The organism is Actinobacillus pleuropneumoniae (assembly GCF_003290385.1).
Taxonomy (GTDB): domain Bacteria; phylum Pseudomonadota; class Gammaproteobacteria; order Enterobacterales; family Pasteurellaceae; genus Actinobacillus; species Actinobacillus lignieresii.
This window is the reverse complement of the sequence record NZ_CP030753.1, coordinates 99,917-123,102: the sequence shown is the minus strand read 5'-3', so window position 1 is coordinate 123,102 and position 23,186 is coordinate 99,917. Positions and strand designations below refer to the sequence as shown.

Genomic DNA, 23,186 nt, shown 5'->3' with positions numbered 1-23,186 from the left:
TTTAAATATTCGGAAACATTTATCCAGCCTTATTCATTTAACTCTTCTACCCTTTTCCATATCTCTCTTTATATACAGACCTAATTTTTAGGTTACATATCATAAAAAAATGCGACCCCGAAAGGTCGCATTTATTCATTCAATTATAGGTTATTACCATTGGTAACCGACACCAACACCACCGGAATAGTGACCCGCACTATTTGCAGTACCGTTCACTTTAAGGATAACTTTACCGTTATCGCTTGCTCTTGAGTAACCTACCGCTACAGCAGATGCACCGCTATAAGCACCGCCTGCTAAAGCAACCATAGATTTACCCGGTATGTAAACTTGTGGTAACGATGAAGCGGCTGCCGCATTAGCACCGATACCACGAACACGTTTATCTAGTTTAGATACACGATTGTCAATGTTCGCTACGTTTTGAGCAACACCTCTTAACTGACGTACGTTCACAGCATCATTATCAGCTTTACCATCGGCAACGTTATTGATACGAGTTTCGGATTTACCGTCAGCACCTGATACTTTCAAGGCACTACCATGTTTATCCGTTACTGTTTCAATAGCTACGGTATTATCACCTTTGCCTACTTTCACAGATTCTGTCGTTACGGTTTCAAATGTCGGGTTAGCCGAAGTTGCAATAGCAATATTCGAACCGTCTTGAGTAATCTCAATGTTCTTACCTGCTTTAACACCTACCGTATCACCCATAGCAACTTTAGTTTTCGATGCATTAAACACTTTACCGCCATCAACTGTGCCAGCTTCAATATTCCAACCTTTCGCAACTTCATTTTGTACATTCGTCACATTTTGGTTAGTTGCATATAACTGACTACCGTTTACAGCATCCGTACTGTTTGCATTAACATCACCGGCTTTAACATTAGTAACTTTGTTACCGCCGTTATCCAAACCATTTGAGGTTAGGTTTACAAGAGAATCCGCAAAACTTACACCTTTATCAGATACTTTTGTATTGCCCGTGGTTACGCTACCGTCTTTACCCAAATCCACATCCTTGTTCAAGTTCACGGTTAAGGCACCACCTTTTACCACCGTACTGATGTTCTTACCGTCACCTTTCACCGCAATAGTCTTGCCTAAGTTTTGTGTCACGTTCGCACCTTTGTCATCCGCTAATCCAAAACCGCCGCCTTGTGAGGCATCCGTTACGCTCGATACCGCCGTTTGTAAGTCGCCGATATTCGCTGCATTGGTTAAAGTATCACCCTCAGCTTCTGACAGTTTCTTACCATCCAAACCACTTTTCACATTGGTGATTTGTTTGTTACCCGCATTAATGCCGGTTTCCGCAGAGATTTTCACATCACCCGCAGTTAAGCCGTCTTTGGTTAGGCTCACTTTATCACCGACTTTCACACCATCCTTGTCCACAAAGGTGTCGCCGGCTTTGATGCTACCGTCTGTACCTAAATCAACTTGTTTCACTAGGCCAACAGTGACTTTAGTTCCATCGTTAGTAATTGCGATGTTCTTACCGTCTGCAAAGTTTACTGTGTCACCCGGTTTAACGTTAGTTGAAACATTACCGTTAGTTTGGATTTTCCAACCTTTATTTGCCACTTCGCTGACCGCATACAATTGGCTACCGTTTACCGCATCCGTACTGTTTGCGTTCACGTCACCTGCTGCAACGTTAATAACTTTGTTACCGCCGTTATCTAAGCCTTTAGTGGTTAAGCTTACTGTCTTACCGCCGTTTATCGGAGTAATCGTTAAGCCGTTACCGTCAACTACTGATTTATCACCACCTGCGTTAGTAAATGTTGCGTTCGTTAAATCCGTTAACGTTCTTGCCATCTTAATGATGAGTGCGTTATCTACATTATCAACACGTAAGTTCTTATCAGTAACATCTGCCGCAGTGCTTAAGTTACCTTTAATGGTTAACGTTTCGTTAAGTTCCTTAGTAATTACTTTACCGTCGTTACCTACGAATTTTAAGCCATCTTTAAGGGTTGCAACTTCTTCGGTCACCGTTTTACCGTCCGGAGTTTTAGTCTCATAAACGATACGGGTTTTGCCATCCTTGCCATCAACACCCGGTTCACCTTTAGCTAAAGTAATGGTGCCGTTAGAACCGTCTTTACCGTTGATACCGATTGTGCCGTTCGCACCATCTAAACCAACACCGGTTTTACCGTCTTTACCGTTAACTGCAATTGCACCGTTACCGTCTTTACCATTGATTGATACTGCATCTTGGCCATTTTCGCCTTTAATGCTGATACCATCTTTACCGCTGATAGAAACACCGTCTTTGCCATTTTCACCTTTAACGGTAATCGTACCCGGTTCTTTATCGTTACCCACAGTGACGTTATTGGTTAAGCCGATTTGAAGTGCTTTCTTACCGTCTTTCTCAACAACTTCCGTCTTCACGCTACCGTCACCTCGAACCGTCACAGTTTTGCCTAAATCCGCTTTAACATCATTACCTTTTTCATCCGTTAAACCAAAACCGCCGGTAGTTGCGTTGGTTAAGTTGTTCACCGAATCTTTTAAGTCGCCGACATTCACTGCGTTATTGAGTACGTCACCGCTTGCATTCGCCAAGGTTACGTTATTGCCGTCACGGTCTTTTAAGCCGGTGCTGACATTCGTCACTTGGTTATTACCGTTATTTAAGCCTTTATCGGTTAAGCTGACGGTATTGCTTGCATCACCGCCTTTAGGGGTAATTGTCACGCCGTTACCGCCGATAGTTGTATTGCTGTTATCCGAACCGAATGTCGCATTGGTTAAATCCGTTAACGATTTCGCCATCTTAACGATAAGCTGACCGTTTTCGTTATCCACGCGTAAGTTCTTATCAGTAACGGCTGCCGTCGCAGTTAAGTTACCTTTAATCGCTAACGTTTCGTTCAGTTTCTTCGCAATCACTTCACCCGTATCACCCACGAATTTTAAGCCGTCGTTAAGGGTTGCCACTTCTTCAGTTGTCGGTTTGCCGGTTTCGTCTTTGGTTTCATATACGATACGCGTTTTCGTTTCGCCGTCTTTACCATCTACACCCGGTTTACCTTGTTTAACCGTGATAGAGCCGTTAGAGCCGTCTTTACCGTTGATGCCGATTGCGCCGTCTTTGCCGTTTAAGGTCACGCCGGTTTTACCGTCTTTACCTTGTACGCCAAGCTGTCCGTCCACACCGTCTTTTCCGTCTTTACCCGGACCGCCTACGGTTAAGTTGTTATTTAAGTCAAATGTGACGTTATTACCCGCTTTCGTGATAACGATGTTGCCGTCCGTATTCGCTAAATCAACTGTGCTGTTCGGTGCAACATTCGAGGCGTTAGTGTTATCACCGTTTGTCGTGAGATTCCAACCCGCATTGGCTGTCGCATTTACGCCATCCAATTGGTCTTTATTCACCGCATCCGTACCGTTCACACCCGGTGCCACATTCGTAATGGTGTTATTACCGTTGTTTAAACCTTTATCGGTTAAGCTAACAACATCGCCACCTTTAGGGGTAATCGTTAAACCGTTACCGCCGATAGTCGCATTAATATCACCTGAACTGAAAGTAGCGTTGGTTAAATCGGTTAAAGATTTTGCCATCTTGATGATTAACTCACCATTTTGGTCTTTGTCATTATCCACGCGTAAGTTCTTATCAGTCACCGTTGCATTCGCATCTAAGTTACCTTTAATCGCTAACGTTTCGTTCAGTTTTTTCTGAATAACTTGACCTTTATCTCCAACAAAGTTTAAGCCGTCGTTAAGCGTTGCCACTTGCTCTTTATCACCATTCGGTTTTTCGTAAACGATACGGGTTTTAGTTGTGCCATTTGCACCATCGTTGCCGGCAATGCCTTTCTCGCCTTGTTCAACTTTGATTGACACTTGACCGTCTTTACCGTCTTTGCCATCTACACCGTTAAACACCACCGCATCTTTAGTAATTTTAGTGCCGTCCTTACCATCTGCGCCTTTCACGCCGATTGAACCGTCTTTACCGTCCTTACCGTTTACCGTGACATCACCTTGTAAAGCAACTTCTAATGACTTATCCGCAACATTTGATGTTACCGTAACGCCGTCTTTACCTTTAATTTGGATAGTCTTACCTAAGTCTTGTTTCACTTCGGTATTATTATCGTCTTTCAAGCCAAAGCCGCCGGTGGTTGCGTTAGTGAGGTTGTTTACGGTGTCTTTTAAGTCACCCACATTCACTGCATTTGTCGTCGTTGCATTCGCTAAATCGGATTTTTGACCTGTACTGTCGGTTAAACCGCTTGTCACATTGGTAATTTGGTTATTACCGTTGTTTAAGCCTTTATCGGTTAAGCTGACGGTTTTATCTTTATCGCTACCGTTTGAAATGGTCACGCCGTCTTTGCTTACCACCGTCTTATCCGTATCAGTATTACCGAATGTCGCAGTCGTTAAGTTTGCTAAGTTCTGCGCTAATTTCACCACTAATGCACCGTCTTGGCTATCCACACGTAAGTTCTCTGAACTTGCGTCCGCAGTATTTGCCAATGCGCCTTTCACAGTTAAGGTTTCATTCAGTTTCTTAACAATAGTATCGCCTTGGTTACCGGCAAAGTTTAAGCCGTCGTTCAAGGTAGAGACATTGTGTGTCGTACCTTTCGGGTCGGTATAAACAATTCGGGTCATGCCGTCTTTGCCATCTTTACCGTCCGTACCGTCTACACCTACCGGACCATTAACCACAGAGATAGTCGCATTCGCTCCGTCTTTGCCGTCAGCACCTTTAGGACCGGTTAAACCGATTGAACCGTCTTTGCCGTTTAAGGTCACGCCGGTTTTACCGTCTTTACCTTGTACGCCAAGCTGTCCGTCCACACCGTCTTTTCCGTCTTTACCCGGACCGCCTACGGTTAAGTTGTTATTTAGGTCAAACGTAACGTTATTACCCGCTTTCGTGATAACGATATTGCCGTCCGTATTCGCTAAATCAACCGTGCTGTTCGGCGCAACATTCGATGCGTTAGTGTTGTCGCCGTTTGTGGTGAGGTTCCAACCCGCATTGGCTGTCGCATTCACGCCATCCAATTGGTCTTTATTCACTGCATCCGTGCCGTTTACACCCGGCGCCACGTTTATAATCGTGTTGTTACCGTTGTTTAAACCTTTATCGGTTAGGCTGACTTCATCGCCGGCTTTAGGCGTAATCGTTAAGCCGTTACCGCCAATCACCGTATTGCTATCATCCGAACTGAAGGTGGCGTTGGTTAAATCGGTTAAAGACTTCGCCATCTTGATGATTAACTCACCATTTTTGTCTTTATCGTTATCCACGCGCAAGTTCTTATCCGTAACAACTGCCGCTGCATCTAAGTTACCTTTAATCGCTAACGTTTCGTTCAGTTTTTTCTGAATAACTTGACCTTTATCGCCGACAAAGTTTAAGCCGTCGTTAAGCGTTGCGATTTCTTCCGTGCCGCCGCCGTTCGGTTTTTCGTAAACGATACGAGTTTTTGATTCACCGTCTTTACCGTTATTACCGTCCAGACCTTTCGTGCCATCGACCACTTTAATCGTCGCTTGTGCATCTTGACCGTCTTTGCCCGGTGCACCGGTTAAACCGATTGAACCGTCTTTGCCGTTAATCGATACGCCGTCTTTGCCGTTCTCACCTTTAACGGTAATCGTACCCGGTTTGTCTTGGCCGCCTACAGTCACATTTTCTGTTAAGCCAACTTGAAGCGCGCTTTGACCGTCTTTCTCTACGACAGTGGTTTTTACGCTGCCGTCACCTTGTACTTTCACCGTTTTACCTAAATCCGCTTTAACGTCTTTATTATCTTCCGCCGTTAAACCGAATCCGCCGCCTTTACCTTCTTCGGTAAGGTTGGTTACGGTTGTTTTCAAGTCACCGACATTAACTGCATTAGTTAATACATCACCTTCCGCTTTCGATAACTCAACCGGATTACCGTCACGTTTAACTAAGCCGCTTGTCACATTAGTAATTTGGTTATTACCGTTGTTTAAGCCTTTATCCGTTAAGCTAACTTCTTTCTCAGGTTTATCTGATGAAACCGTCACGCCGTCCTTATTGATAACCGTCTTATCCGATGAGTCTTTTTCACCAAACTCGGCACTGGTTAAATCCGTTAAAGTTTTAGCCAATTTAACAGTTAATGTATCTTTACCGTCTGATACAACACCGATGTTATTATCAGAAAGATTATCTGTAGCGCCACCTTTTACATTGGTTGTTTCACCTAATGGGCGAGTGAAACTATTACCTACATCACCAGCATAAACAGTACCTTTAGCAATATCCGCCGTATTTTTCGCAATATTGTTGGTATTATTAGTTACATTTTGGTTAGTTGCATAAAGTTGGCTACCATTTACCGCTTCTTTACTATTTTCAGAAATAGTACCGTCTTTCACGTTAGAAATAGTTTGATTTCCGGCATTAATACCATCTTTCGTAATAACCACATCACCAGACTTAATCGTTGTACCGTTTAATGTCGTTGCATTAACAGTCGTAAAATCAACTTCATCTTTCGTTGCAACTTCAATACCTGTAGTAGATGGCGTTAATACAATGTTTTTACCATTTGTAAAATTAGCTTTATTACTATTTTTATTAACTGTTTGCGCATCAACACCATTCGCTGTTGTGATGATACTTTGTAACGCACTTTCCGCGCTGGTTACCGCCGTTTGCAATTTATCTGTCGCTGTAACAGACACTTTTCCGTCTTCAACTTTCGTATTAATTAGCGTTGCATCACCATTAATTGCTAATGTTTCGCCTAATTTACGTTCTGTTTTAACACCTGCGTTATCTGCCGTAAAGGTCAGACCTTTGGTATTCACTGTCGTATTCGCATCAACACCTTGTTTGATATCGTCTTTCGTTTTAGTGCTTAAATCAACCGTAATATCCGTACCGGTTAATGTAGTCACAATACCAGGAGTCGTCGCTGAATTATCATTTGCAGAACCTTTAACGGATACTATTCCATTATCCGCTACCGCTTCATTTTTAGTACCATCCGAGATAGTCCAATTATATGAATTGTCTCCAACATATTCTTTTAATTGAGATACATTGACCGCATCACTATCTTTTTCACCTTTGGCTACATTAGTAATTTTCTGACCGCCATTATTTAAGCCTGATTCCGTTAAACTTACAGTTTTATTCGGCTCAGTACCATTAGTAATGGTTACGCCATCTTTATCAATTACGGTTTTATCACTATTACTACCAAAAGTTGCATTAGTTAAATTTTCTAAAGTTTTAGCTAATTTAACTGTAAGCGTATCTACACCATTAGATACTACACCGATGTTATTATCTGATAAGTCATCTTTAGCCGCACCACCAACAACTTTAGTTTTCTCGCCTAAAGCACGTTTGAATTCATTTGTTGTTGTCTGAGCATGGTCACCTTCATAAACAGTACCTTTAGCAATATCCGTTGCATTCTTCGTAATATTGGCAGTATTGTTAGTGACATTTTGGTTAGTTGTATAAAGTTGGCTACCATTTACCGCTTCTTTACTATTTTCAGAAATAGTACCGTCTTTCACGTTAGAAATAGTTTGATTTCCGGCATTAATACCGTCTTTCGTAATCACTACATCGCCGGATTTAATCGTATCGCCGTTTACCGTCGTCGCATTCACAGTGGTTGCATTTACGGTTGTAAAATCAACACTTTCTTTCGTTGCAACAGTAATACCCTCTTTAGTACCTGTTAATTGAATATTCGTACCGCTAATAAAGTTTGCTTTATTACTATCTTTATTAACCGTTTGCGCATCCTTACTATCAGCAGTCGTTACAATGCTTTGTAATGCACTTGTTGCATTCGTGACCGCATCTGTTAAGGTCTTAGTTGCCACAACAGATACTTTACCAGCTTCAACTTTCGTATTAATTAGCGTTGCATCACCATTGATCGCTAAGGTTTCACCTAATTTACGTAAAGTATCCGTACCTGAATCTGCTGTGAAAGTCAAACCTTTGGTATTAACGGTCGTATTTGCATCAACGCCTTGTTTAATCTCACCTTTAGTCTTATCCGAAAGATCTAGCGCATAATTGGTAACATTATTACCGGCATCCGATTTCGTGATATTTAATGCATTGCTACCACTTACTGTTGTTGCGTTCGCATCCACGGTATAAACGGTCGAGCCGTCCGTTACCGTTTCGCTACGCACATGGGTATTGTTACCTGCTTGTACCACCGATTTACTTGCATTTAATTGCGCTAACGTTACCGCATCTGAATTTGCCGTACCATTCGCTAAATTCGTGATTTTTTGATTACCCGCATTAATACCGTTATCCGTGATAGAAACCGTACCGGTAGTAAAATTCTCTGCATTTACCGTTCCCGCCGTTACCGTCGTAAATGTCGGTGCATCTACCGTAGCAATCTTAACTTGACCATTATCATTCGTGACTTGGATATTCGTACCATTCACGAAGTTTAATGTCGCATTATCTTTGCTAACGGTTTTAACCGCTTGACCGTTTGCTTGTGCTGTCCAAGACTGCAATGCATTATCTGCATTTTGTAATGAGGTTTTGGTTGTTTCAGATAAATCTAAGTCGTATTCGGTATTTTTACCATCAACTTTAGATGTAACTTTAATTGTCTTAGTCGAGCTGACTACACTAGAAGTTTTCTCGGAATCGTTGATCGCTTTAGCCACTTGATCTGCAGTAGCAAAATTATCCCCTTTATTAGATGCAGTTACAGTACCATTTGGAGCAACTGTTAAATCCGATTTATTCACTGAATATTTGACTGTTGAAGCCGCTTTACCTGCATCCACCGTAACTTCTGCCGTCGTACCGCTACCACTTACAAAATTCACCGTATCATACGCCGACACAAAATCCACCGCTTGGCTATTGCCTTGCAGATTCCAACCGCTATTTAATACATCACCCACCGTCGCTGCAGAACTTAAGATTGCATCTGTAGTCGTCGGTTTAGTTTGAGCCGTTAGCGTCGAACTAGTCGGTAAAGTTGAAACTAATCCACTAATAGTACCTGTTGTACCGTCAATCTTGATTGGTTTGGTATTACCAATATTTAACGTACTATTTAAACCAAACGTCACATTATCATTATTCGCATCTTTGCTAATCACGATATTGTTATCCGTATTGTTTAACGAGACCGTTTCATTCGGCTTCACGTTAGAACCGTTCTGACCATTCGCTTGTAAGTTCCAGCCCGCATTCGCCGTGTTCTTCACTTCATTTAACTGATTAAGGTTTACCGCATCCGTACCTTTATCACCGGCTTTTACATTAGTGATAGTTTGACCACCGGCATTAATACCGTCTTGGTTAATCACTACATTGCCTGATTTAATCGTGTTACCGTTTACCGTCGTTGCATTCACTGTGGTTGCATTAACAGTTGTAAAATCAACGTTCTCTTTAGTTGCAACCGTAATACCGTCTTTAGATGGGGTTAATTCAATATTTTTACCGTTGATAAAATTCGCTTTATTGCTATTTTTATTAACCGTTTGAGCTGTAGTACCATTTACGGTCGTTACAATTTCTTGTAATGCGCTTTCCGCATTGGTTACCGCCGTTTTCAATTTATCCGTTGCGGCAATAGATACTTTTCCTGCTTCAACAGTCGTATTGATTAAAGTCTTATCGCCATTAATCGCTAAGGTTTCGCCTAATTTACGTTCAGTCTTCGCACCAGCATTATCCGCCGTAAACGTAATACCTTTGGTATTCACGGTTGTATTTGCATCAATACCTTGTTGGATCTTATCCTTAGTTTCTTGGGTAAGATCTAAATCATAAGTTGTTACTGTACCAACAGTTGTTGGTTTTGCAGTAATTGTCGTACTGTTATTAATAGCGGTTGTTTTTTCAGACTTATTAATAGCTTGGGCTACTTGATCTGCAGTAGCAAAATTATCCCCTGTATTAGCTGCCGTTACCGTACCATCTGTAGCAACATTTAAATTTGATTTATTAACAGAATATTTTACAGTTGATGTTTTATCTGAATCAGTCACCTCAACAGTTGCAGTTGTACCGGTACCATTAGCAAAGCTAACATTATCACCACTATTTACTACATCTTTTTGAGTAGAATTTTCTTTGATATTCCATGAACTACTTGCAACTGCTGTCGTTACTGCCGCTTTTAACTGCGCAACGTTTACCGCATCGGTATCTTCAGCACCCGCAGCAAGATTGGTAATCTGACGAAGAATTGCAGGAGAACTAGAGGTAGCTGACGCACCTACACTTACCGCACCGGTTGTACCTTTAGTTTTATTAATAGCTTCTATTTGAGCCGGATCAGCAGTTCCTGGAATATATGGTTCATAAGTGGAACGATGCCCAGTAGCAGAACCGCCGTCTTGGCGATCCGATACGCTATTTGCACCAAGTGCAACACCGCCATCTACAATGGAATTCGCTTTAGAACCAAGTACGGTTGAATGTTCTCTAGTTGCTCCCGCACCGGAACCCATAACAATACTGTATTGGCTAGTACCGCTTGCATTAGCACCTGTACCAATCACAATTTGTTCCGCTTGGTTACCTTGTGCCGTTGCGTTATTACCAATCGCAATATTATTATTACCTGAAGTCTTAGCAGAAGAACCAATCGCAATTGAATCAACTTGGTTACCATCAGTATTTGCCTTATGACCTAATGAAATGGCACGCGTAGGTTGCTACGGCACCTTCACCGATTGCTACGGAAGAACCATCTCCACCATTACTATTAGTAATTTTTGCACCGTTACCAAAAGCAATACCGCCATTAGTTGAAGCAATATTTGCACCGGTACCGATTGCATAGCCGTTTCCGGTTACGCCATTACCAATAGTCGCACCGTCGCCAATTGCAATAGAAGAGCCATTTAAGGAATCGGCTTGTGAACCTTTACCAATTACAACATTATTTTTACCACGAGTAACTGTTGCACCTGAACCGAAAGCAATATTATCTTCACCGGCATCTTTAGTTACCGTTGCAGATGTACCAATTGCGGTATTATTGGTTTTAGAGGCTTTTGCACCGGTACCTACCGCTAACGCATTCGCTCCTTTAGCTGTAGCAGAAGTACCGATAGCTGTTGCATTTACACTACCTGATACACCTTCATTATTAGCATCACCAACCATTGCATTATTACCGAATGCAAGGGAGTTTTCGCCACGAATTTGGACATTATTACCGACTACATGTGAGCCATCAGATGTGCTACTCCAATCTCCTTTAGATAGGACATTGCTATTACCGATCACGGTTGAATTATCATCCGGAATAATATTGTCGTTACCAAGGCTGTGTGAACCGGTTCCTGAAATAGTTGTAGGGTCGCCAATAGCGGTTGAATTTGCGCCTGTTACCGTATTTCCCGTACCGATAGAGATAGTATTAGTATTTAATGCTTTTGCGCCTGTACCGATTGCGATTGCATCGTCGCCTTTAGTTTGTGCCGAAGAACCGATTGCGGTTGCATTAGTGCCATTTGCAGTAGCCTTATATCCGCCTGCAAATGAATTTGTTGATTCAGCTGTTGATTCCGCACCAACCGTCGTTGAATTTAGACCAAAAGCTTTCGCTTCATAACCTACAGCCGTTGTATGTTCACTTTTCGCACGTGATTTTGCACCCACTGCCGTTGCTTCTTTAGCTGCCGTTGCAGTTTTTACAGTATCTTTAGTTTTAACTTCATCATTATCGCCTGCTGTAGCGGCAACACCAATTGCCGTTGAACCTTGGCTTAATGCTTGGCTATGTACACCAACTACAACAGCTCCGTTCCCCGTCGCTGCTGAAGGTCTGAACTTCGCACTATTCGGATTATATCCGGTCGTTAATTGGTATCCAGCAGTATCAGCACTACCGTGAGGTAATGAATCATCACCACCAATTACAATAGATCCAACGCCTGATGCAAATGCATCATTACCTAATGCCATAGCTTGGCGATTTAATGCTTCCGCTCTTGAACCTAATGCAACAGCTTGATCACCCTGAGCAATACTTTGATAACCGATTGAGACAGCACCTGCATTTTCAGTATTTCTAGATGTACCAATTGACGGTGCATTATTAGTAAATATAGCTTGAGCACGAGTACCAATTGCAATTGAATCGTGACCGTCTGCATAAGAATTTGTACCTATAGCAATTTTATCTTGTTGATTACCTACTTTATCTTTAATCGTGATTGGGGTATATCCCAAATAATCCGCTCTTGTATCCTTTATACCTTGAGTACCTGCAGTATTACCAATAGCAATACTTCCACTTTCTTTCTCAAGAATGCGTGTCTTTGTACCAATAGCAATAGTATCATCCGCACTTGTACGAGCCGTTGTACCAATAGCTATCGCTCTAACGCCACTGGCTTGAGTATTATTAGTTCCATCATATTTTGTTAAGGCTCGACCATTACCACCATTTTGGGCAAGCATATCCGAACTACCTATAGCAATAGACTGTTTGCCTCTAGCCGTAGCAGATGATCCCATTGCTAAACTCGCTACACCATCAGCCCAAGATGCTGTACCGATTGCCATCGCATAGTTATTTGTAGCAGCAGACTGGCGCATCATTGCCAGCGAGTTAAAGCCGGAAGCTAAACCTGCAGTACCAATAACCGTAGAGCCAATAGCTGTAGCTTGAGTATATGCTCCCAAGGCAAAAGATAATCCACCAGTTGCCATAGCATTATCTCCAATAGCCACCCCAGAAGAATAATTATCAGATGCTATCGTTGTTGCATTTAATCCTATTGCGATACCGGAAGAAGCTTCAAGAGTTCCAGAATAACGGCTTGTATCTGATTGTCCTACATAATTCTTATTGCCCGGATTTTCATAATTATATGAATAATGAGCACTATTAGTACCCGCTTTAGCAGTACCATTATTAAAAGCAAAACCTCTATTCATACTATCTATAGCCACAGCTGCATACACTGTTGGAATACTTGAAATTAATAGAGAAGATATAAGGGTTAATTTAAAACCTGATGTAATTAAAGAAGGAACATCATTCATCTTTACATCAGATACCGAAGCTTTCGCTTTACTTTTACTGCGTGTTAATTCAGATACCACCACAAAAGTTTGTGTTACGTGACTCCAAATTACTTTAAAAATTTTATTCATTTTATACTCCAAAAAATCAGATAAAATATAGACACTATATGCTAGTATCTATAATAAGATATATTGCTTATAATTTATAACGAATTTACATTCAACCACTCTTTATTGGTCCCATTAATATCTATCGGTTCAATAGTTAAAACCTTTATCTTTATCTTTATCTTTATCTTTATCTTTATTTTGCATTTCATAATATATCCAAATAAAAATAACCGTTCTTACTACGAATAAAAACAAAAACTCTGCCCTCAAAACCAAAGTGAAATCCGATTTCAAGTACAGAGTTTTTATTTATTAGAAATAGATTAAATTAACTCGCTACAGTCAATTGCCCTGCATAGAGGATAAAGTAACGTAAGCAGAGTACGCCGATTAGGTCGAAGATTGAAACTAAAATGATAAATTTAACATTGTGTTTCAAGCTGTGGCTACCGAAAATATTGGCGATTAACGGAATTAAGATACCGATTAAGAATACCCCAACCCAGAATATCGTTCCCCAGAAGCCTGACAAGGCGTTTTGTAATGCTAACTGTTTATCCGCGCCGCCGAAGTGTAAACCGACAAAGAATGCAACGAGTAAACCTAATTCGGTAACCATAATCGGTACTTCGAATTTATGCATAAAATGCACTTCGTTGCTTTCGCCGGATAATTTACCGGCAAGCAGAATCACTAAGAATGTCGCCGCAATACCTGAGGACGTACCTGATGCTAAGAATAACGCCGGTAATACAGGGTTATTCAACATCGGATAACTGATTAATGCTGAAAGTAGGAAGCCGGTATAAGCTCCCAACACCGCCGCTAACACAAAGAGTACGAATTCTACCGCTTTAAGCAAGCGAGTTTCGGCAAAATCAACCAACGGTAATACGAATTTAAACATCGGTAAGTAGCGATTCACTAAAACAGCCAGCCAATCTTTGAACATAATCGCTATCCAAACTACCAATACCGCCATGTAAACTTGGAATAACATTACCCCCATCGACATTACGGAAGTACCGTTATAGTTAAACATTAATTTCCAGAATGTCCACGGTTTGGTCAAGTGGAAAATTAATAATGTTAAACCGATAAGCGTCGGTAACGTACCTAAAATCGCCGCACTACGGATAACCCAGTTATCGCTGTTTTTTGCAATTTTGGCACCGCTATTACGATAAGCAATCGCCAACTGCACCGCACCTGATGAAATACCCAATAAGAAAAGGTAAATCGCAATGGTGCTGTCCCACACTAAATTCGGGGTTTGGAACGGAATATAGCTGTTCATTATCTATGCTCCCCCTTGCCAAATGGAATGTGGTATAAGTTAGGCTCGGTACCTAACGCAACTTTAGTACGATACACAGGATTTTCACGCACTTTTTTGTACACTTCGCTATTGTGATCGTTCATATCGCCAAAGGTTAATGCTTTAGTCGGGCATGCTTCTACACAAGCCGGTTGTTTACCTTCCGCAAGGTTAGTATCACGACAGAAGTTACATTTGTCTGCGGATTTTTTCTCCGGATGGATAAAACGTACACGGTACGGGCAAACTGCGATACAGTATTGGCAACCGACACATAAGTCTGAATGTACATCAACAATGCCGGTTTCCGGATCTACGAATGAAGCGCCGGTCGGACATACCGCTACGCACGGAGCATTCGTACAGTGTTGGCAAGATTGACGGAAAAATTCATACTCGACATTAGGGAATTCGCCATAAGGCTCGCTACGGATAATTTCTAAACGTGAAACGCCTTCCGGTACTTTGTTTGTCGTACGACATGCGTCCATACAAGCGGTACAACCGATACAAGAGGTTTCATCGTGCACCATCGCATAGCGAATTTTTTTCTCTTCTTTCTCAGTAGCAAGAGTTACTGAGGTAGCAAGCCCAGTGCTTGCTACGACAGCGATAGCACCTGCCCCTGAGACGAAGTCTCTACGGGTGCAAGTCATTATTTGGTTTCCTTCACTTCTGTTTTTGCCGGAGTGTTAAACTCGCCTTTTTGAACTTTGGTATGACAATCAACGCAAAGTTTAATACGTTGTTTTTCTTCAATACCTTTCATCGGTTCTTTTTCCGGATGTAATTCATGGCAGTTCGTACATGAAATTTTCGCAGCATGCGTATCGTGCGCCCAGAATTTTTCACGTAATTTGTCTGCGGTATGGCAAGCTACGCATACTTGATTTTGTTCGTGAACCGAACGTTCAAGTGAAGGGTTGCTCGCTTTACCGTGCGGATTAAAACGCATTACATCTTTCACACCTTTACGGTGATTTTCGGAAATATTGCCGTGACAACTGACACAAGTTACTTGTTCGCCGGTATTCGGGCTTTTCGCATCTTTTTGGAAGTGTTTACCCGCATGATGGAAAGGTTTACCGGTTGCGTTTGCCGATTCGTGACATTGCACACAGTATTTGTTCGGGTCGCGACGTGCGTCTTCCGCAATTTGCGCATCACTTGCTTGTTGCGTCCAAAGTGGTTTAGGTTGCTGCGGCATATCCGCTTGGCTAGCGGTTGAAATTGCAAGAAAACTTGCAAAAGCGACCGCTTGGAGGGCGATTGCTCGCCCTGCTTTTGAGATAATGTTTTTCATAATTTCACCTCAAGCTTCTATTATTTCGCTTCTGCTTTTGGTGCTACAACTGCTTTTGGTTCTTCTTCTGCAGGTAATAAGCCTTTTTTACGTGCTTCCGCATCCCATTGTGGAACAACTGTACGTAAGAATTCGTCTTTCGCAGCTTGATCTTTAGGAATATCTAAACCAATCGCTTTTTGTGCTTTTTCTTTAGTAGAGATATCAGGAATTGCTACCGGTGCTGTCACGCCGTGTTTCGCTAATACGACACCTAATTGCGCACGCGCATCCGCTGCACGGTCGATACCTGATGCGATTACGTGAAGCATTACATCAGGTGCATGCATATGGCTACCGTGACCTGCTGCTGAGTAATCCCAACGCCATTGAGCGTGACGAATTGCAGTTAAGATATCTTTCATCTCTTCTTGAGTTGCACCTGCTTCCCAAGCTGCTTTCGCTTCAAAGTGCGCTTTCACTAATTGATCTTCTAAACGAATCATTGCTTCTTTCACTTGGTGTTTATGTTCTTTCACACGTTTCTCAAGTGTTTCTTTGCTTTGTTCGTGACAAGTTTTACACGTTGCGTCAAATTGATCGAACGGGTTACCGATTTTATGATCCGTATAAACTTTACCGTCTTTATCTTTCACTTTCGGCATATGGCAGTCAATACAAGTTACGCCGTTTTTACCATGAACACCTTGCGACCAGATTTCAAAATCCGGGTGCTGAGTTTTTAACATTGGTGCTTTAGATAATGCGTGAGTCCAGTCAGCAAATTGAATTTCATCGTAGTATTTCTCAATGCTATCTACATCTACACCTTTATCCCATGGGAAAGTTACGTCTGTTTTGCCTTTGAAGTAGTACTCTACGTGGCAGTTTGCACATACTGCGGTACGTTTGCCATGTTTATCTAAGTCTTCAAATTTCCAACCTACAGTTTCTAACGCACGTAATACATGTGGACGAGCAACACGTAATGCAGGTTTGCCTTCTTCAAACTCTTTCGATGTTGTGTCATGACAGTCTGCACAACCGATTGAGTTTACGATTTCCGCACCGTATTTCGCCCATTTAGGATCAAAATAACCACGTTCACCTTTTTCTTCGATTAAACGTGCAACATCAGGACCTTTACATGTCCAACAAGCCATTGGCTGTGGACCATCATTCTCATCTTTCGGCGCACCAGTACGTAAAATTTCACGTACATCTGTTATAGCATAATAGTGACCACGAGGTTTGTTATAGTCTTTTGCAAATGCATAACCCGCCCATAACACAACGTAGCGAGGATCCGCCGCTAAAGCACTACCACGGTCGGTTGATTCTGAAGTTGCTTTCCATGAGTTATATTGAAGCGGATATTTTTCAGCAAATTTATGGTTTGCTGATTCTACTACCACTCCTAGTTTTTCATGTTTTAAAGCTTTATCGGTTAAAGATGGTGTTTGAGCCGGTTTTTCTTCCGCCCATGCTGCTGATGATAAACATCCCAACATTGCAATGGTTGCCATTGCTAGGTTTTTAGTTAAACGTTTCACGTTGTGTCCCCCACAAAATGCCTGATAGAAATGAGAGTTTTTCTTATTAAAAACAATAAGATAAACATTTAAGTTTCACGCATGAGCATAAAATAAAATAAAGGGGGTTAGCCAGACGAATCTTAACTTTTATTGAAATAAATCAACAAAATTCCTACAAATACCTCTTTAGTGTTACAGTCTTTCTTACTCAAATAGTAACTATTTTTATTAATCGCCATATATAAATTAAATCCCTGCCGATTTTTATCCGTCACATAACTTTTTATTAGGATTTTCTTCATTAAATAAAATTATTTTTTTGATTAAGGTTTAAAAAAGCGAAAATCTATGTTATCAATAAACCCTTTCACGCTATAGATTCAACTACATAACAATATTAAAGAAGGACACAACATCATGAATGGTGCAAATTTGGTCATAGAAAGCCTCAAAGCGCACGGAGTGACTACCCTTTTCGGTTATCCGGGCGGTGCAATCATGCCTACCTACGATGCGATTTACGACTCAGGATTAGATCACTTATTAGTACGCAACGAACAAGGTGCGGCGATGGCGGCTATCGGTTACGCTCGTGCGACCGGTAAAGTCGGCGTTTGTATCGCAACATCCGGCCCCGGCGCAACCAATTTAATTACCGGCTTGGGCGATGCGGCGTTAGATTCGATTCCGGTCGTCGCAATTACCGGACAAGTGGCAAGTCATTTAATCGGTACCGATGCGTTCCAAGAATCAGACGTATTAGGCTTATCTCTCGCTTGTACCAAACACAGCTTTATCGTGCAAAATATCGAAGAATTACCGGAAATCATCGCACGTGCCTTCCAAATCGCGCAAAGCGGTCGCCCCGGTCCGGTATTAGTGGATATTCCGCGCGATATTCAACTTGCACTGACCTCAGCAAAACCTATCGTTTATGAAAAACAAGCGGTTGAAGCGCAAAATCAAGACTTATTAAACGAAGCGAAAACATTGCTGGCAAATGCCAAACGTCCGGTACTTTATGTCGGGGGCGGTGTCGGTATGGCTGGCGGTGTGCAAGCGGTCAGAAATTTCCTAAAAGTCACAAATATTCCGTCCGTATCAACATTAAAAGGATTAGGCACAATTACCATTGATGATCCGCTTTATATGGGTATGATTGGTATGCACGGTACTAAAGCGGCAAACTACGCAGTACAAGAATGTGATCTTTTAATCGCATGCGGTGCGCGTTTTGACGACCGTGTAACCGGTAAATTGGATACTTTCGCCCCACACGCTAAAGTGATTCATATTGATATTGATATTGCCGAGATTAATAAATTACGCAAAGTGGAAGTTGCGCTACGAGGCGATTTAGTTGAAGCGGTTAATACATTAGCGCAACCGCTAGATATTGATCCTTGGCGTGAAGACGTAAAACGCTTAAAAGCGGATTTGGATTTCCAATATGTTGATAATGCGGGCGAAGGCGATATTAATGCGAAAGCGTTACTGAATACGCTTTCTCAGCGTAAACCGAAAAATGCGATTATTACTACCGATGTCGGTCAGCACCAAATGTGGTCAGCACAACATTTACAACATTTCGCCCCGGAAAACTTCATCACTTCGGCAGGTTTCGGCTCGATGGGCTTCGGTTTACCGGCTGCGGTTGGTGCGGTTAAGGCTCGTCCGCAAGATCCGGTGATTTTAGTTACCGGTGACGGTTCGATTATGATGAATATCCAAGAATTAGGTACGCTTAAACGCGGTCATTTACCGGTTAAGATCCTCTTACTTGATAACCAACGCTTAGGTATGGTGCGCCAATGGCAATCGCTTTTCTTCCACGGTCGCCACAGTAATACTATTTTAGACGACAATCCTGATTTTGTCGTATTAGCTTCAGCATTCGGTATTCAAGGTGAACGAATCGAAAAAGCAAGTGAAGTATCCGATGCGTTAGATCGTTTACTCAATGCTAAAGGAGCTTATCTATTACACGTTTGTATTCCGGAAGAAGATAACGTATGGCCGCTTGTGCCGCCGGGTGCGTGTAATGCGGATATGCTGGATGATGAGATTTAGGATTGAGGAGAATGAAGAAATGCAACGTTATGATTTAACGCTTAAAGCGGAAAAACGTCCTGAAACGCTGGAGCGTATTTTACGTGTTGTACGCCATCGCGGCTTTGAAGTCGTGACATTAAGTGCTCAGAATAACGGAAATCAATTTGAAATCACACTAAGCGTACAAAGCGAGCGTGCCATTGAATTATTGACGCATCAATTAAGTAAATTGATTGATGTTACCGTCATCGAATAATCTATAAAAAATAAATCGGATAAGCGGTCTGATTTTATCAGTTTTTACAAATTTATCGACAAATCGAACCGCTTACCGAATAACGAAACACAACATACCCTAATTTGGAGAAATATATGCCTATTTTACGTTCTGCAACCTCAACGCAAGGTCGCAATATGGCAGGCGCACGTGCATTATGGCGTGCAACAGGAATGAAAGAAAACGAATTCGGCAAACCGATTATCGCCGTGGTAAACTCATTTACCCAATTTGTACCGGGTCACGTCCACTTACGTGATATGGGTAAACTGGTTGCCGAACAAATCGAAGCAGCCGGCGGTGTCGCAAAAGAATTTAATACCATTGCGGTGGACGACGGTATCGCAATGGGTCACGGCGGTATGCTTTATTCCTTACCAAGCCGTGATTTAATCGCCGACTCGGTGGAATATATGGTCAATGCGCACTGTGCCGATGCGATGGTATGTATTTCAAACTGTGACAAAATCACTCCGGGAATGTTAATGGCGGCAATGCGCTTAAATATTCCGGCGGTATTTGTGTCAGGCGGTCCGATGGAAGCGGGTAAAACCAAATTATCCGATCAGCTCATCAAATTAGACTTAGTTGATGCAATGATGAAAAGCGCCGACAAAACCGTGTGTGACGATGACGTAGATGCGATTGAAAAATCCGCTTGCCCGACTTGCGGTTCATGCTCAGGTATGTTTACCGCCAACTCAATGAACTGCTTAACCGAAGCGTTAGGTTTATCTTTACCGGGTAACGGTTCAATGTTAGCCACCCACGCCGACCGTAAAGAATTATTCTTAACTGCCGGCCGTCAAATCGTTGAGCTTTGCAAACGTTATTACGAACAAGACGATGCTAGCGTATTACCACGTTCAATCGCAACCAAAGCGGCATTTGAAAACGCAATGAGCTTAGATATCGCAATGGGCGGTTCAACCAATACGGTTTTACACTTATTAGCCGCAGCACAAGAAGCGGAAGTGGATTTCACTATGGCGGATATCGACCGCTTATCACGTAAAGTGCCGTGTTTATCGAAAGTTGCACCGAATACCAATAAATACCATATGGAAGACGTACACCGTGCCGGCGGTATTATGGCGATTTTAGGCGAACTTGAGCGTGCCGATTTATTACATTCTGATACTCGTACCGTATTAGGTATGACGATCGGCGAACAGATTGCGAAATACGACATAACCTTAACCAAAGACGAAGCGGTGCATAAATTCTTCCGTGCCGGCCCTGCGGGGATTCGTACCACTAAAGCATTCTCACAAGATTGCCGTTGGGATACGGTAGATGACGACCGTCAAAACGGTTGTATCCGTTCAAAAGAATTTGCTTATAGCCAAGACGGCGGTTTAGCAATGCTGACCGGTAATATCGCTCTGGACGGCTGTATCGTAAAAACTGCCGGTGTAGATGAATCCATCTTAAAATTCACCGGTGATGCGATTGTGTTTGAAAGCCAAGAAGAAGCGGTGGAAGGTATTTTAGGCGGTAAAGTGCGCGCCGGTCACGTAGTAATTATTCGTTACGAAGGCCCGAAAGGCGGCCCGGGTATGCAAGAAATGTTGTATCCGACCACTTACTTAAAATCCATCGGTTTAGGTAAAGAATGTGCGCTATTAACCGACGGTCGTTTCTCCGGCGGTACATCGGGTTTATCTATCGGACACTGTTCACCGGAAGCGGCTTCCGGCGGTACCATCGGTTTAGTCCGTGACGGTGATAAAATTGCGATCGATATTCCGAACCGCTCAATTCAACTTTTAGTTTCGGATGAAGAATTAGCGGTACGCAGAGCGGAACAAGATACGAAAGGCTGGAAACCGGCAAATCGCCAACGTGAAGTTTCGATGGCGTTAAAAATGTTTGGTCACTTCGCAACCTCTGCCGACAAAGGTGCGGTACGTGATAAAACCAAACTGTAAAGGTCATTCATCAAAACTTATAAAATCTATTGATTAAAACTAATAAAAGCGGTCAAATTTCGCTAGAAAATTGCAAAATAATTTGCAAAAATTCGAGCAAATTCGACCGCTTTTTGATCTCCGTTTGAGATCTCTTTATTAGGAATGCAAATGTTTGATCTGTTTTTATCGCTGAACCCGATTTTACAAGCCTTTATCGCCGGTTTGTTTACTTGGGGCTGTACTATTTTCGGTGCGGCTTTTGTCTATTTTTTTAAAACGGTAAACCGAAAATTATTGGACGTGATGATGGGCTTTGCCGCCGGTGTGATGATTGCCGCTTCGTTTTGGTCGTTACTCGCCCCTGCGCTGGAATATGCCGAACCGAGTTACGGTTCGCTTGCGTGGCTACCGGCTGCGGTCGGTTTCCTTGCCGGCGGTTTTTTCTTACGGATGATCGATAAAATCGTCCCGCATTTACATTTAAGCAAACCGCTTACCGATGCGGAAGGTATGCCTAAATTTAAACAGGGCTTATCTAAAAGTATGCTACTTTTCTTAGCTATTACTATTCACAATATTCCGGAAGGGCTTGCTCTCGGGGTGACATTCGGTGCTTTAGCTTCAAATGTAGCCGATCATCAAGCGATGCTCACCGGGGCAATCGGCTTGGCTATCGGTATCGGTTTACAAAATATTCCGGAAGGGTCATCACTATCTTTACCGATTCGAGGCGAAGGCAAAAGCCGTAAACAAGCCTTTTTATGGGGAGCGATGTCCGCGATTGTCGAACCAATTGCCGCCGTTATCGGCGCCGCATTCGTGCTTTCTATGACGGTAATTCTACCTTATGCGCTTGCATTCGCTGCCGGAGCGATGATTTTCGTGGTGGTGGAAGAGCTAATTCCCGAATCGCAAAGCGGCGGCAATACCGATATCGCTACCTTGGGCTTAATGGTGGGATTTGTAATTATGATGGTATTGGACGTGGCTTTAGGCTAAGCTACCGAACATAACGCTTCATCTAAAAAGGATTGATATGATTTGGTATAAGGCACTGTTTTCGTTTCAAGGGCGGCTTAACCGCCAAGGCTTTTGGATCGGCTTTGCGATTAACTTTATTTTCTTATTTATGGTTGCAAATTTTTGGTTAAATTCGACCGCTTTCAATCTGAGCAGTTTGCTTCCGCTTGTATTATCGCTATACAGTTTATCTGCGGTGATTATTAAACGCCTACACGATCGTAACCGCTCCGGTAAAGCGGTTATCATGGCATTTGTGCCGGTTGTGTGCTATGGTGTATCGCTTTCCGCGCAAGGCACGATGCAATGGCTATTGGGGATAATGATGCCGATGTTTATCGGTACTATGCTGTTGCTGGAATGGGGTGTATTTAAAGGTAATCCGCAAGCAAACCGGTATGGGGAAAAGGGGTTAAGTATAAAACTTAGATAGCTTAACCTAGCACTATAAATCATATTAGGTTAATTTTCTTTGCGTTGCCAAAGAAAAGTAACCAAAAGAAAGGCAACCCTACTTCACCGCTTATCTTCGCTTAGTTGAAATTTGCTTAACGGAACATTCTAGATTCGCTTCGCTCAAGAAAAATGTTCCTAAAAATTGCAACACGCTCAGGCGGTTCAGAAGGGAATCCAGACTGTCTAATA

11 protein-coding genes are annotated in these 23,186 nt (G+C 42.4%); 5 read left to right on the top strand and 6 right to left on the bottom strand.

The window, feature by feature from the left end; all coding sequences use genetic code 11:
* Nucleotides 1–153: 153 nt before the first annotated feature.
* The 6 genes from DRF63_RS11165 to nrfA all read right to left on the bottom strand — a co-directional run bounded on the left by DRF63_RS11165 (nucleotide 154) and on the right by nrfA (nucleotide 17,297).
* Nucleotides 154–10,500 carry a YadA-like family protein gene (locus tag DRF63_RS11165; protein ID WP_472924570.1) on the bottom strand — a complete coding sequence of 3,449 codons (10,347 nt, stop codon included), beginning with the start codon at nucleotides 10,498–10,500 and terminating at the stop codon, nucleotides 154–156.
* 175 nt (nucleotides 10,501–10,675) lie between these two features.
* Nucleotides 10,676–13,162, bottom strand: a complete 2,487-nt coding sequence (locus tag DRF63_RS11185) for an ESPR-type extended signal peptide-containing protein (protein ID WP_043991698.1) — start codon at nucleotides 13,160–13,162, stop codon at nucleotides 10,676–10,678.
* Between the two features lie 310 nt (nucleotides 13,163–13,472).
* Nucleotides 13,473–14,441, bottom strand: coding sequence for a cytochrome c nitrite reductase subunit NrfD (gene nrfD / locus DRF63_RS00540; protein WP_005595752.1), 969 nt, complete (start codon nucleotides 14,439–14,441; stop codon nucleotides 13,473–13,475).
* Nucleotides 14,441–15,118 carry a cytochrome c nitrite reductase Fe-S protein gene (gene nrfC / locus DRF63_RS00535; protein WP_005618707.1) on the bottom strand — a complete coding sequence of 226 codons (678 nt, stop codon included), beginning with the start codon at nucleotides 15,116–15,118 and terminating at the stop codon, nucleotides 14,441–14,443. The genes nrfD and nrfC overlap by 1 nt, the downstream gene beginning before the upstream one ends.
* Complete coding sequence (gene nrfB / locus DRF63_RS00530) at nucleotides 15,118–15,765, bottom strand: cytochrome c nitrite reductase pentaheme subunit (protein ID WP_005595747.1); 648 nt, start codon at nucleotides 15,763–15,765, stop codon at nucleotides 15,118–15,120. Before nrfB ends, nrfC begins: the two co-directional genes overlap by 1 nt.
* A 20-nt stretch (nucleotides 15,766–15,785) precedes the next feature.
* Nucleotides 15,786–17,297 (bottom strand): ammonia-forming nitrite reductase cytochrome c552 subunit, encoded by a 1,512-nt coding sequence (gene nrfA, locus DRF63_RS00525; RefSeq protein WP_005595746.1) that lies wholly within the window; start codon nucleotides 17,295–17,297, stop codon nucleotides 15,786–15,788.
* A gap of 399 nt (nucleotides 17,298–17,696) precedes the next feature.
* Between nrfA and ilvG the strand changes: the two genes are divergently transcribed.
* The 5 genes from ilvG to DRF63_RS00500 all read left to right on the top strand — a co-directional run bounded on the left by ilvG (nucleotide 17,697) and on the right by DRF63_RS00500 (nucleotide 22,974).
* Nucleotides 17,697–19,349: an acetolactate synthase 2 catalytic subunit gene (gene ilvG, locus DRF63_RS00520; protein WP_005595745.1), complete on the top strand. Its 1,653-nt coding sequence runs from the start codon at nucleotides 17,697–17,699 to the stop codon at nucleotides 19,347–19,349.
* Nucleotides 19,350–19,368: 19 nt separating this feature from the next.
* Nucleotides 19,369–19,587, top strand: coding sequence for an acetolactate synthase 2 small subunit (ilvM, locus tag DRF63_RS00515; RefSeq protein WP_005595744.1), 219 nt, complete (start codon nucleotides 19,369–19,371; stop codon nucleotides 19,585–19,587).
* Between the two features lie 116 nt (nucleotides 19,588–19,703).
* Entirely contained in the window at nucleotides 19,704–21,539 is a 1,836-nt protein-coding gene (gene ilvD / locus DRF63_RS00510; protein ID WP_005595743.1) for a dihydroxy-acid dehydratase, read from the top strand.
* A 150-nt stretch (nucleotides 21,540–21,689) separates the two neighbouring features.
* Nucleotides 21,690–22,520, top strand: a complete 831-nt coding sequence (locus DRF63_RS00505; RefSeq protein ID WP_043991697.1) for a ZIP family metal transporter — start codon at nucleotides 21,690–21,692, stop codon at nucleotides 22,518–22,520.
* A 37-nt stretch (nucleotides 22,521–22,557) separates the two neighbouring features.
* Nucleotides 22,558–22,974, top strand: coding sequence for a DUF805 domain-containing protein (locus DRF63_RS00500; RefSeq protein WP_005595741.1), 417 nt, complete (start codon nucleotides 22,558–22,560; stop codon nucleotides 22,972–22,974).
* Nucleotides 22,975–23,186 lie beyond the last annotated feature (212 nt).